Source organism: Psychrobacillus sp. INOP01 (assembly GCF_018140925.1).
GTDB lineage: Bacteria > Bacillota > Bacilli > Bacillales_A > Planococcaceae > Psychrobacillus.
Map to the genome: position 1 here is coordinate 4,128,194 of NZ_CP073315.1, position 12,357 is coordinate 4,140,550.

Here is a 12,357-nt window from a genome sequence, read left to right on the forward strand (position 1 = left end):
GAAATCATGAATAGAGCAGAAGAAGCTAAAAACCACCAATCAGATTAATGGAAGGTGGTTTTGTTGTTTTTCCAAAAGGCTATGTTAAAGGGAAAGGTTGATTTTGAATACGCATAAAAATGAGCTAGGAATTTTTTCCTTGCTCATTTTACTTTGATATTGTTTTTTCTAACGCATCCGTTAGTTAAGTTATTACAAATTAATTTCTTCACCTATACTTATAGCACGAAAAGGATTTCTTTCCTTTGATTTTAACGATTCAATAAAGTCTGAAGTTAAGTCCTCTTTATTAATAATTATTCTTGTAGAACCAGATACTACACCATTTAAAAAAATGGGTTCAATAGATTCTGGATTCTTAAGTCGTTCATAAAAAAAACTGTCTAAAACAATAGTTACATAACTAAAATTGCCTGTATTGTTAAAGAATTGATAGTTAACTTCAATAATAAGTTCGTCATTGTTTTCCTCTATTTCATAGGTGAAACTTTTTACTTCTGCATTTTTATTTGGAAATAAAATCCACATTAAGCACAATAAAAAAATCACAGATATAATGAAAATTATTACTTTGTTTCTTTTCAAAAATTCACCCCAATTTTTTTTATTAAACTGTCGCGTTAGTTTAAGTGTAACATTTTAAAAACAAAACCACCTCACAAAAATCAACCCAAGCCTTTAACATAGCCTTCCAAAATTAAAAGCTGTATAACTGAACGAGCAATCTTATAGCAAATAAAAAAATAACTTTTACCCCAAACGTACCCCAAAACGATATGCTATAATATACTAAAGTTATAAAATAATAAATATTCAATAGATAGAAAACGTTGATTTTTCTAGGGCTAGTTATTAAAAAAGCATACATTGCTAAACGGATTGTGTTTTGGTCAAAAAATACACCACCAAAATGGCTCTCTTAGTTGAGGGCTTTTTTGCATGAAAAAAAGAAAAGAGGGATATGATATGGAGCAGTACCTTACTTTGTGTAAGCATATTATTGATAATGGAGTCGAAAAAGGAGATCGGACTGGAACTGGCACGAAAAGTGTCTTTGGCTATCAAATGCGATTTGACCTTTCTGAGGGTTTCCCACTTCTTACAACGAAAAAGACGGCATTCCGTTTAGTGGCAAGCGAGCTACTATGGTTTTTAAAGGGTGATACAAATGTTAAGACACTTATTCAAGCTAATAATCATATTTGGGATGAGTGGGCATTTGAAAAATGGGTGAATAGTACGGATTATACAGGTCCTGACATGACAAATTTTGGAGTTCGAGCAGCAAAGGACCCTGAATTTAACAATGTTGTGCAGCAGCAAATGGATATATTTTGTGAAAAAATCTTAACGGATGATGCTTTTTCAGAAGAGTTTGGTGATTTAGGTCCCGTTTATGGGCGTCAATGGAGATCCTGGCCCTCTCAGGATGGGCAAACTATAGATCAATTACGAAATGTCATAGATCAGATTAAGAAAAATCCTGACTCTAGAAGACATATTATTACTGCCTGGAACCCAGCAGAGGTAGATGAAATGGCTTTACCTCCATGTCACGCCTTCATGCAATTTTATGTGGCAAATGGGAAATTATCTTGTCAGCTTTATCAGCGTAGTGCTGATGTGTTTTTAGGTGTACCCTTTAACATTGCCTCTTATGCATTATTAACCCATCTAATAGCAAAAGAGTGCCAGTTAGAAGTCGGAGAATTTGTCCATACTTTAGGAGACGCTCATTTATATTTAAATCATATGGATCAAGTTAATACGCAATTGGAAAGAGATCCTCGTGCGTTGCCACAACTGTTATTAAATGACCAGAAAGAGTCTATATTTGATTTTGAAATAGAAGACATTAGAATAGAGGGTTATGATCCACATCCACGAATTAAAGCACCAATTGCTGTTTAAATAAGTTTATGGAGGAAGCAAATGATATCACTTATTGTTGCGCATGATGCTAACAGAGTAATCGGATTTGAAAACAAAATGCCTTGGCATATTCCAGGGGACCTTGCTTATTTTAAAGAAAAGACGATGGATAAAGCAATGGTAATGGGTAGAAAAACGTTCGAATCCATAGGACGAGTATTGCCTGGTCGTAAGAATATTATTGTGACAAGAAACGCAGATTATCAGGTAGCAGGTGCAGAGGTAGTTACCGACTTGGTAAAAGCCATTGAACTAGCCTCTGAACACCACGATGAAGTAATGGTGATTGGTGGCGAACAAATTTTTCGTGCGATCTTGCCTAAAGCAGATAGACTTTATATAACATTTATTCAACAAACTTTTGAAGGGGATACCTTTTTCCCACCATACAGTGATGAATGGGTGCTAGTAGAAACAACTGAAGATATGAAAACTCCAGAAGGTATTACTTATGTTTATTTGGTATATGAAAGAAAAGTTAGGGAATAAGCTGTATTTTAAATATAATGGAAAATAAATAATTAAATCTCTTGTAAGCGTTCAAATTAGCATTTTCCCTTCATACACTATTAAAAGAATTGCACGAAATGATACGAAAAAGTTTTTAGATGATTTACATTCTATTTATGCTGGAACAATGGAATTGATAAGATCCACAAGCAAATAGTTTACAGAACACCGGTATTCTTCTTATAATAGTATTAAGTAGGAAGGAAGGGATAGCACATGCCGAAAGTTCACATTGTAACTGATTCCACAGCGGACTTAACAACAGAACTAATTGAGCAATATAATATACATGTCGTACCTTTGACAATTCAAATTGATGGCGAATCATTTATTGACGGATTGGATATTAATGCAGAAGAATTTCTAGAAAAAATGGCGACCTCAAAGAATTTGCCAAAATCTTCACAGCCATCAGCAGGGGTCTTTAAGGAATTATACGACGAGCTTGGTAAAGATGGTGATCATGTAATCTCTATACATATGACTGGTGGCATGAGTGGAACTGTAAAATCAGCTCAAGCTGCTGCCGAAATGTCAGAATCAGATGTTACAGTAATTGATTCGAAATTTATTTCCTTTGCATTATTGTTCCAAGTTGAGGAAGCGGCTAAGATGGCTTCAAATGGCGAAACAAAAGAAGCTATCATTCAAAAAGTAGAAGATATTCGCAGTAAGTCTGATTTGTTCGTCGTCGTTGATACGTTGGATAACCTCGTTAAAGGTGGGCGAATTGGGAAAGGAAAGGCAATGCTTGGTTCTTTACTCTCTATTAAGCCAATTGCAAGCTTAGCAGGTGGAGAGTATACACCAATTGCAAAAGTAAGAAGCCACAAACAAGTTGTCAATTACTTATTTGATCGATATATTGCAGATACAAAAGGAAAAGTTGTCAAAGCGGTTGGTATTTCTCATGCAAATGGATTTTCTATGGCTACTCCTTTGATGAACCTTATAAAAGAATCGGGATTCCTAGATATCAAAGTTTCATTTACATCACCTGTCATAAGTACACACACAGGGCCCGGTGCCATTGGATTTATGTATATGACTGAATAGATAAAAGGCAGGGATGAGCACTTATCCCTGCTTTTGTTTTATCCCGAATGCTTCGGAACAACAGGATGTTGGATTCTCAGGCAATGCCACAGGAAGTGGCTGTTTTTGGCTAAATTTCATGTTTCATCAGTGAGTATGAAAATCTCCACACTGATTAAAGTTTTACTTTTAAAAAAAAGGGGTTTCTAATGAAATATTTAATAATGATTATTTGTGTTATTTTTCTTATAGGATGTAATTCCAATGATCTTGTAGAAGTTAGTTTTTCAGAAAAACAGGAAGTTCTTTTTGAAGATTATGTTATCCCCTTTCAATTTTTTCCGAGAACGATAGAAGTGGTTGGCCTTGGGGATTCTTTGACACAAGGAGTAGGAGATGAATTAAAGAGAGAGGGGTATTTAGGACGTCTCCAACAACATTTTTCACAATATAAAGGAATAGAAGACGTTCTATTAACCAATACTGCAAAAAGAGGTCGTAGAAGCGATCAACTTTTAAAGATGTTAAAGGGTGGAGAAATTGACCACCAAATTCGAAAAGCCAATATAATTACATTAACCATTGGTGGAAATGACATCATGAAAGTTGTTAAGAAAGACTTGTTTAATCTAAAAGTCGAAGCATTTGAAAAGGAACTAGAGAAGTTTGAAAGGAATTACGATCAAATTATTCATGAGATTAGGGAGATTAATAGTACTGCTCCGATAATCATAATAGGTTTATATAATCCTATTACGATTGTCACAGATGAAAAAAGTGAGTTTGACCTAATTTTAAACGATTGGAATGAAGCAATTCAGGAGACGGCTTCTAGCGATAGTAATGCTTGTTATGTACCTATCGACCATCTTTTCGTGACAAATGCTAATTTGGTTTATCATACGGATTTTTTCCATCCGAACAGTAAAGGATATCAACTTGTCATTGAAAAAATAGTTAACACGATGCAAGAATGTGATTTAATAGATGTGGATAATTGGGAATTGTTGTTTTAAGGAGTTGATGGGATGAATAAGTGGAAAATTGCATTTTTTTTATTAGTAATAATTATCATCGGCAGTATTGGAACCTTCATTTACTGGATAACAACTCCTGTTGAATCCGTATTGATTGAGGAAGCTAGCATACCTCCAGAAGGAAATGTATTAACTGTAAATGCAACAAAAGAGGATTTTCAAGCTATTGCAAATACATATCTTGAAAAAGCGATAGGCGGAAAGCCTTTACCACTTCAGATATCAGTAGATGATCAAGTTGTTTTATCATCAGAATTTACTGCTTTTTCTATTAATTTGCCAGTAAGAATGTTTTTTGAACCATATGTAGAAGAGAATGGAAATATTCGATTAGAGCAATCTTCTGTTGAAATTGGACGACTTAAACTAGATCCTGAAACGATTTTAAAGCTATTAAGGGATTCAGTTGAACTACCAGAATGGATGGTTGTGAATCCAGAAGAAGAGGAGGTACTCATCCAGTTGTCAGATATTCCGATGACCTCAGGTGTTCGTGTCCGAGCAAAAGAGTTGAATTTAGCCGAGGATATCATTACGCTTGAAATTGTAATACCAAAAGAATAGGGGGCGAAACAATGGAAAAAGCAACTTTTGCGGGAGGCTGTTTTTGGTGTATGGTGAAGCCTTTTGATTCGTACGATGGAATTGAAAAAGTGGTCTCTGGATATACGGGTGGACATGTATCTAACCCAACATACGAACAGGTTTGTTCCAATGCAACTGGACATTATGAAGCAGTACAAATTACTTTTGACCCTACTGTATTTTCATATGATCGTTTATTAGAAATTTTTTGGCTCAATATTGATCCAACCGATGATAATGGTCAATTTTTTGATCGTGGCTCCTCCTATCAAACAGCTATTTTTTATCATACAGAAGAGCAAAAAGAAAAAGCAATCGCGTCTAGGGATGCTTTAGATGCATCTGGGAAATTTAATGTGAAAATTGCGGTGAAAATACTTCCTGCAGCTGAGTTTTATCCAGCAGAGGATTATCATCAAGACTACTATAAGAAAAATCCTGGTCACTATAATCGATATTTTACTGGATCAGGCAGAGCTGCATTTGTTGAAAGAATGAAGGAGGGGCTATAAATGAAAGAGAACTTAACAGAAATGCAATATTATGTTACGCAACAAAATGGTACAGAACCACCATTTCAAGGTGAATATGATAAGCATTTTGATGAAGGAATATATGTAGATGTAGTATCTGGCAAGCCTTTATTCCATTCAAAAGATAAATATGATGCAGGTTGTGGTTGGCCAAGTTTTACTCGTCCCATTGAAGAACATGAGGTTTTAGAAAAATTTGATGACAGCCATGGTATGAGACGAGTAGAAGTTCGAAGCAAAACAGCAGATTCTCATCTAGGTCATGTGTTCCCGGATGGTCCTAAAGAAGAAACAGGTCTACGCTACTGTATCAATTCCGCAGCACTCCGTTTTGTACCGAAAGATAAATTAGCTGAAGAAGGCTATGAAGAATATAGCAAGTTATTTTAATGGATGAATAAGCAAAAGGAAGTGGACAATCCACTTCCTTTTTTATATTTTGCCTTCTTATGAATCCAGTGTTCCTATTATAATAAAGCTTAAGTTCTATTTAATAATACCGCTGATTTCCGTTTCAACGCACTTTCTATTGTATCTTCGGAGGCCCGCAGGATGAGGGTCAGGCAGTCGTTGCGACACGATGTCGCGTTCTTATACTGTCATCCCTATGTGGAGGAAAGCATTTTTTCCCTTCTCCCCAAAAATATTTTAAACCTATTTTCAAAATTGTAGGAGGGTGACGGACAGGCGAACGCCATAAAGTTACCGTGAAAAGAGAGGTTGGTCGTGACGTCAGTCACGACCAACCTCTCTAAAAAATCAGTCGGTAATAATATAAGCAACAAGTCTGTCCAAAGCCCACCGAAAAACGATAGAAAAAGGTTTTGACTTCAAATGGCACTTAAGCTTTTCAAATGATGTAGGATTTTAAAGTTTAAATTCATTTACTACTTTACTCAATTCATCTGCTTGGTGTGATAATTCTACAGCAGATGCATTAATTTCTTCCATGGCAGCAGATCCTTGTTCAGCTGCAGCAGCGGAAGTTTCCGTGTTAGATGCTGTATTTTCTGCAATTTGAGTTACTTCTATAAACGATGCAGCAACTTCTTGACTGAAGTTAAGTGTTTCTTCGATTTGTTTCACCATTTTATCAATAATAGAAATCGTTTCATTTGTTTGTTTCATGATTTGGTCAAGTGATGCATTCGTTTCATTAGCTACTTCAACCCCCCGAATCACACTTTCAACACCCTCATGATTTTGTTTAACGATTGACGTAACCTCTAATTGTATAGAAGTAACAATTCCTGTAACCTCTTTTGCAGCTTTCTGAGATTGTTCTGCCAGCTTTCTTACCTCATCTGCAACTACAGCAAACCCTCTACCATGTTCACCAGCACGAGCAGCTTCGATAGCAGCATTCAATGCTAGTAAATTCGTTTGCTCTGCAATAGCTGTAATTGTTTTGATAATAGAAGTGATTTCATTTGATTTTGTGCCAAGTGATTCAACAGTTTGAGTCGTATTTGCCATTGTTTCTTCTATACTCATCATTACATTAGACGAATGTTGTACGGATTCTCCGCCTTTATGAGCAGCTTGCATCATTTGGTCAGTAGCTTCTTTTACTAACCGTGCGTCATTGTTCAAATATCTTGTTGCTTCTTCTAATGAATTCATTTTTTGAATTGCCTCTGTCATGCTTCTCAATGTTTGATCACTGCCGGCAGCGATTTCATTCGTAGAATCAGCGATAGATTGAATTGTTAAAGCGGTCTCATCTGATGAAGCCATCAATTCTTGTCCACTTGCAGAAACATTTACTGTAAGTTCTCTAACTCTTCTTACTAAGTCAGCTATTGATGCTATTAATACATTTGTACTAATTGCTATCTCTGAAAATTCATCTTTTGATCTCACTTTTACTCGACGAGTTAAATCTCCACCAGCTTGTGCAATATCCAAAATAGAACGGTTAATAGCATAAGTATTGCGCTTAATAGAATAGAACAAGAAAATACCGAAGGATAGGGTAAGTACTACAGAGAAAACAGTTAGTGCAATAAAAATAATAAGTGAAGTATTATTTTCTTTTTTCAATAGAGCAATCTGATTTGCATTATTCTTTTCAAGAAGTTCGTTTATTGCTGCGATATGTACATTCACATAATCCATTGCAGCTTTACCGTTTCCAGTATTGACTAACTTTTGGGCAGATTCTATACCTTTTTCATCACGAATTTTGATAACACGATCTGAGTATTGTAAATAAGTTGTGAAAAACTGGTCAATAGACTGGATTTTTTGAAGTTCTTCTGGACGATTTTCGTACGTTTTATACAGTTCTTTGATATTAGTAATAGTTGAATCTTTATATTTTCTATAGCTTGCCATATAATTATTTTTACCGGTTATTATATAACTTTGCTCTGCATTCGCAAGTTGTGCAATCTCCGTTGCGATTTGGTTTACCATCATCTGTTCTTTAATGTCGACATTTGTAAATTTCTCTAATGCTTGTTGAGCGGAAAACATTTTTGTAGATGTAAGGACAAGCATTGATATTAAAACTATAATAAGTACTGTGAAGATTATAAGAACTCTACCACGGATGGACTGAAGAAAATTGGCTTTGATTGCATGGTTTGGGTTTATCCTTTTATCCTCCTTCCTAGATTTTTTGAATAGGGAAATAGCTTTACTTATTTTAGTTTTCCCATCTTTCTTTCTATCAGCTTTTATTTTGGGGAATTTCATTGATTTTAGTTTCTTTGTAATGTTATTTCTCAACCATACCAACCCTTTCAATATGTCAAACTATTAACATTTTTAAGTTTACTTGTTTTAGTTTGAATTATCTACAATTTTTTCGTTTTCATAAGTCTTCATGACTAAAGGAGGATTATTTTTATGAGACAATCGTTTTATTTGTTTGCTTTAAAATTTCGTGGGGGTCAAAAGGAAGATGAAAAGTCAAAATTTGCCAACAGTATGTTTGACCATCACGATTTCCCAAAAGCAGAAACTTCTTTTGATATAATTTCGTTATATATTGAAGAGCTTGCAGATCCAAATATGCCCGCAACTGTCTTTGATAAAATATGGGAGTATTATATAGAAGATTCAAAGTAGCAAGTTCATTGCATTTGAAGAAAAAAAACGGTATCATTAAGCCGAAACGTATTAGAAATGAGGTTATTTAAATGAGTATTCATATTAGCGCAAAAAAAGGTGAAATTGCAGACACAATCTTACTTCCAGGAGATCCATTACGTGCAAAGTATATTGCGGAAACATTCTTAGAGGATGTTGTTCAATATAATGAGGTTCGTAATATGTTCGGATATACTGGGACATATAAAGGAAAAAGAATTTCTGTACAAGGTACAGGAATGGGCGTTCCTTCTATATCTATTTATATTCATGAATTAATGAATGACTATGATGTACAAAAATTAATCCGTGTTGGAACATGTGGAGCAATCCAAAAAGATGTAAAAGTTCGTGACGTAATTCTTGCTCAAAGTGCATCAACTGACTCTACTTTAAATAAAGTGTTATTAGATGATGTTAGTTATGCTCCAACTGCTGACTTTGACTTGTTATACAAAGCGTATAACGCAGGTAAAGAAGCTGGACTTAATTTAAAAGTTGGTAATGTATTTACAGCTGATTTATTTTACAATGAAAACGCTCAAAATGAGAAGTGGGCTGACTATGGAGTTCTTGCTGTAGAAATGGAATCCGCGGCTTTATATACACTTGCTGCTAAATTCGGTCGTCAAGCATTGTCTGTATTAACAGTTAGTGATCATATTATCACAGGAGAAGCAACTACTTCTGAGGAACGTCAAACAACGTTTAATGATATGATTGTTGTTGCATTAGAAGCAGCAATTCAAGACTAATAATATTTTTGGCTTTGAATTAGATAACAATCATAAATAGACTGTCATATATATGACAGTCTATTTTTAAAATGTAGCAATGACTTAAAGTATTAAATACTACATATAGTATTAAGGGAAGTTTTTTTTGAAAAGGGTGAAGGAATTTGGACGAACAAAAACATAATAATGAAGAAGAGATTACGGAATTAAAACCAGCATCAAAATATATAAAAATGAAACCATTTGTTTTCCTATTAAGTATTTTTGCCCTAGTAGTTGCAACTGCAGCAGTTACCATGATTGCCTTAACATGGGGTGACGAAAAGGTTGTAAACGTAAATCCAGTTAATCAGAAAGAGCGTTCTGAGTTCTCTAAATTGTATTTGGCATATGATAAATTAGAGGAAGAATACTATAAAGAAGTAGATGAAGAAGCAGTGATTAATGGCGCTATTAACGGGATGATCGATGCATTAGAGGATCCATATTCCGATTATATGAACCAGGATGAGGCTTCCCAATTTAATGAGAATATATCTTCTAGTTTTCAAGGTATAGGTGCAGAGATTCAAGAAAGAGATGGTGTTATTAACATCGTTTCTCCTATCAAAAACTCACCCGCTGAAAAAGCTGGATTGATGCCAAATGACAAAATCATGGCAGTAGATGGTAAGGATATTAAAGGGTATAGTGCTTCCGAAGCAGTATTACTTATTCGTGGAAATAAAGGAACTGAAGTAACGCTATCTATCCAACGAGGTACCAATGCTCTAATGGAAGTAACGATAGTACGTGACGATATTCCGATTGAAACGGTTTATGCTGAGATGTTAGATGATCAAGTGGCACATATTATAATATCCAGTTTTTCTACAAACACGTATGAAGAATTACTAACAGCAATCGACTCAATGGAGAAAGAGGGTATGAAAGCATTAGTACTTGATGTTCGTCAAAATCCTGGAGGTCTTCTATCTTCTGCAATAGATATTTCTAATCTTTTTGTGGAAGAAGGAAAAAACCTACTGCAAATTGAAATTCAAAATAATAAAGAGGTTACAGTAGCTACACCTGGTACTCGCGTCGATGTACCTGTTACACTAATCATTGATGAAGGTAGTGCATCGGCATCAGAAATTCTAGCTGGTGCTTTGAGTGAATCAGCAAATGTTCCATTAGTAGGCTTAAATTCCTTTGGTAAAGGAACTGTTCAAACAGTGAATGATTTACCAGATGGGTCAAATATTAAAATCACAACAGCTAAATGGTTAACGCCAGATGGAAACTGGATTCATGATGTAGGGATTCTTCCAGATCATGTTGTTGAATATCCATCGTATGCTATGTTACCTCCTTTAGACACTACTGTTACATTGAAAACAAACCAATCATCTGAAGCAGTTAAAACTGCAGAAGAAATGCTTCAAGCGGTAGGATATGATGTAGGTGTAGTGGATGGTAACTTTGATGAACAGATGAATACTGCAGTGAAGAAGTTCCAATCCGATAACAAACTTGTTGTATCAGGAGATATTGATGGAGAAACCTCTTTTCAATTGATGGATAAACTAAGAGCTAAAATCTTAGAAGAGGATCCACAGTTATTAAAAGCACAAGAAATTGCAAAAGATTTGTTGGACAAATAAAGAGTTGAATGGGAGCTGGCCTTTATGGTCAGCTTTTTCAACGATATTAAGGGAGTTAAACAATATGAAGGATGTCTATCTGCTAAGTGGATTTTTAGGAAGTGGGAAAACTTCTTTATTATCTCATTTAATCGAACAATTGAAAGCGGAAGGGCTAAAGCCTGCAGTTATTATGAATGAATTAGGGAAATTACCTTTTGATAGTAGATCAGTGGACGATGATGTACCGATAAAGGAAATGCTGGAGGGTTGTATTTGCTGCACTGGTGCTGAAAAAATGGAAGCACAACTACAAATGTTATTAGAAGGGGAAGAGTTCGATATCCTATTAATAGAAACAACAGGTGCAGCTCACCCTGTCGAAGCTATGGATGCGGTTTTATCACCTTATTTTGCAAGTAGATTAAATATGAAAGGTATTATTACAGTGGCAGACTGTAAACGATGGATAGATAGAGACAAAATGACCCCTCAGACACGCATGTTATTTTTGGAACAGATTAAACATGCGCATTTAATAGTAGCAAATAAGATAGATCTGCTTTCTGATGATGAAATAGCTATGGTGACAATGCAAATTCAAGGTTTAAATAGTCATGCTCCTATCATTCAAACATCCAATGCTAAACTGCCTTTAAAAATGATAACAAACCTAGAAGCTACATTTCATGGTCAAGAGGTCCAACAAGCGGCATTAGGAAAACAGCTTTCCTTATCTTCACGTTTGCACACCTTTTCAGAGCCAGTCGATAAGGATCAATTTGAACAATGGGTTAGAGAACTTCCAGACACTATATATCGTATGAAGGGGTATGTGCCATTAAAAGGACATAAAAATCCTTATCTGTTTCAGTATGCTTACGGTATGGTGCAATGGCTTCCTGAATACATTAAAATGCAGCCGCAGATTGTTATTATTGGAGATAGTGTAGAATCTATCGTTGTGATAGGAAATACTCCACATGATTAAAGCGTTTCAATTACTTTATCAAAACCGTCAGTCAGTTAGTACAATTCAAACGGAAGAAGAGATCAGAGGTATCATTCATTCTGAGTTATTAGATGAATATACTCACCCAAGAGCTAGGTTATCGGTTCAAAAAAAGTATAGTCTAGCAATTGATCGTATTAAAAACAGTAAGCTATCAGACAATCAGCAGAAAATGATGTTTGAACTATATAATGATGAATTAAAAAAATTGTCAACAGAAGATGATAGCTAATATTTTAGCGAAGTGGTTAAGTT

General features: G+C 35.1%; 14 protein-coding genes. 12 read left to right on the forward strand and 2 right to left on the reverse strand.

The window, feature by feature from the left end; genetic code table 11:
* Positions 1-192 precede the first annotated feature (192 nt).
* Positions 193-585 carry a hypothetical protein gene (locus KD050_RS20280; protein WP_211894096.1) on the reverse strand — a complete coding sequence of 131 codons (393 nt, stop codon included), beginning with the start codon at positions 583-585 and terminating at the stop codon, positions 193-195.
* Positions 586-966: 381 nt separating this feature from the next.
* On the opposite strand from KD050_RS20280, the gene KD050_RS20285 reads away from it, so the two are divergent.
* From KD050_RS20285 to msrB, 7 genes are all read left to right on the forward strand, one after another.
* Positions 967-1,911 carry a thymidylate synthase gene (locus KD050_RS20285; protein ID WP_211896376.1) on the forward strand — a complete coding sequence of 315 codons (945 nt, stop codon included), beginning with the start codon at positions 967-969 and terminating at the stop codon, positions 1,909-1,911.
* A 21-nt stretch (positions 1,912-1,932) separates the two neighbouring features.
* Positions 1,933-2,421 (forward strand): dihydrofolate reductase, encoded by a 489-nt coding sequence (locus KD050_RS20290; RefSeq protein ID WP_211894097.1) that lies wholly within the window; start codon positions 1,933-1,935, stop codon positions 2,419-2,421.
* 237 nt (positions 2,422-2,658) lie between these two features.
* On the forward strand, positions 2,659-3,498 hold the full coding sequence (locus KD050_RS20295) for a DegV family protein (RefSeq protein ID WP_211894098.1): 840 nt from the start codon (positions 2,659-2,661) through the stop codon (positions 3,496-3,498).
* 188 nt (positions 3,499-3,686) lie between these two features.
* Positions 3,687-4,493: a GDSL-type esterase/lipase family protein gene (locus KD050_RS20300; protein ID WP_235753862.1), complete on the forward strand. Its 807-nt coding sequence runs from the start codon at positions 3,687-3,689 to the stop codon at positions 4,491-4,493.
* Positions 4,494-4,505: 12 nt separating this feature from the next.
* On the forward strand, positions 4,506-5,078 hold the full coding sequence (locus KD050_RS20305; protein ID WP_211894099.1) for a YpmS family protein: 573 nt from the start codon (positions 4,506-4,508) through the stop codon (positions 5,076-5,078).
* Positions 5,079-5,089: 11 nt separating this feature from the next.
* Positions 5,090-5,611 (forward strand): peptide-methionine (S)-S-oxide reductase MsrA, encoded by a 522-nt coding sequence (gene msrA, locus KD050_RS20310; RefSeq protein WP_211894100.1) that lies wholly within the window; start codon positions 5,090-5,092, stop codon positions 5,609-5,611.
* Positions 5,612-6,022, forward strand: a complete 411-nt coding sequence (msrB, locus tag KD050_RS20315) for a peptide-methionine (R)-S-oxide reductase MsrB (RefSeq protein WP_211894101.1) — start codon at positions 5,612-5,614, stop codon at positions 6,020-6,022.
* A gap of 477 nt (positions 6,023-6,499) precedes the next feature.
* Here the strand turns inward: msrB and KD050_RS20320 are convergent, their stop codons facing one another.
* Positions 6,500-8,365: a methyl-accepting chemotaxis protein gene (locus KD050_RS20320; protein WP_235753863.1), complete on the reverse strand. Its 1,866-nt coding sequence runs from the start codon at positions 8,363-8,365 to the stop codon at positions 6,500-6,502.
* A gap of 120 nt (positions 8,366-8,485) precedes the next feature.
* Here KD050_RS20320 and KD050_RS20325 point away from each other — a divergent pair, with 120 nt between their 5' ends.
* The 5 genes from KD050_RS20325 to KD050_RS20345 all read left to right on the forward strand — a co-directional run bounded on the left by KD050_RS20325 (position 8,486) and on the right by KD050_RS20345 (position 12,334).
* Positions 8,486-8,707, forward strand: coding sequence for a YozE family protein (locus KD050_RS20325; protein WP_211894102.1), 222 nt, complete (start codon positions 8,486-8,488; stop codon positions 8,705-8,707).
* Between the two features lie 71 nt (positions 8,708-8,778).
* Positions 8,779-9,483, forward strand: a complete 705-nt coding sequence (deoD, locus tag KD050_RS20330; protein WP_211894103.1) for a purine-nucleoside phosphorylase — start codon at positions 8,779-8,781, stop codon at positions 9,481-9,483.
* A gap of 146 nt (positions 9,484-9,629) precedes the next feature.
* A complete protein-coding gene (locus KD050_RS20335; RefSeq protein WP_211894104.1) occupies positions 9,630-11,111 on the forward strand; it encodes a lmo1851 family serine protease in 1,482 nt (493 codons plus the stop codon).
* Positions 11,112-11,175: 64 nt separating this feature from the next.
* A complete protein-coding gene (locus KD050_RS20340) occupies positions 11,176-12,081 on the forward strand; it encodes a CobW family GTP-binding protein (RefSeq protein WP_211894105.1) in 906 nt (301 codons plus the stop codon).
* Positions 12,074-12,334 carry a hypothetical protein gene (locus KD050_RS20345; RefSeq protein ID WP_211894106.1) on the forward strand — a complete coding sequence of 87 codons (261 nt, stop codon included), beginning with the start codon at positions 12,074-12,076 and terminating at the stop codon, positions 12,332-12,334. Before KD050_RS20340 ends, KD050_RS20345 begins: the two co-directional genes overlap by 8 nt.
* Positions 12,335-12,357: the final 23 nt, after the last annotated feature.

Excerpts from the sequence above, each read along its gene's own strand:
- KD050_RS20295 (WP_211894098.1), top strand. The coding sequence starts at position 2,659 with ATGCCGAAAGTTCACATTGTAACTGATTCCACAGCGGACTTAACAACA.
- KD050_RS20325 (WP_211894102.1), top strand. The coding sequence starts at position 8,486 with ATGAGACAATCGTTTTATTTGTTTGCTTTAAAATTTCGTGGGGGTCAA.
- deoD (WP_211894103.1), top strand. The coding sequence starts at position 8,779 with ATGAGTATTCATATTAGCGCAAAAAAAGGTGAAATTGCAGACACAATC.
- KD050_RS20285 (WP_211896376.1), top strand. The coding sequence starts at position 967 with ATGGAGCAGTACCTTACTTTGTGTAAGCATATTATTGATAATGGAGTC.
- KD050_RS20345 (WP_211894106.1), top strand. The coding sequence starts at position 12,074 with ATGATTAAAGCGTTTCAATTACTTTATCAAAACCGTCAGTCAGTTAGT.
- KD050_RS20290 (WP_211894097.1), top strand. The coding sequence starts at position 1,933 with ATGATATCACTTATTGTTGCGCATGATGCTAACAGAGTAATCGGATTT.
- KD050_RS20340 (WP_211894105.1), top strand. The coding sequence starts at position 11,176 with ATGAAGGATGTCTATCTGCTAAGTGGATTTTTAGGAAGTGGGAAAACT.
- msrA (WP_211894100.1), top strand. The coding sequence starts at position 5,090 with ATGGAAAAAGCAACTTTTGCGGGAGGCTGTTTTTGGTGTATGGTGAAG.
- KD050_RS20300 (WP_235753862.1), top strand. The coding sequence starts at position 3,687 with ATGAAATATTTAATAATGATTATTTGTGTTATTTTTCTTATAGGATGT.
- KD050_RS20305 (WP_211894099.1), top strand. The coding sequence starts at position 4,506 with ATGAATAAGTGGAAAATTGCATTTTTTTTATTAGTAATAATTATCATC.
- msrB (WP_211894101.1), top strand. The coding sequence starts at position 5,612 with ATGAAAGAGAACTTAACAGAAATGCAATATTATGTTACGCAACAAAAT.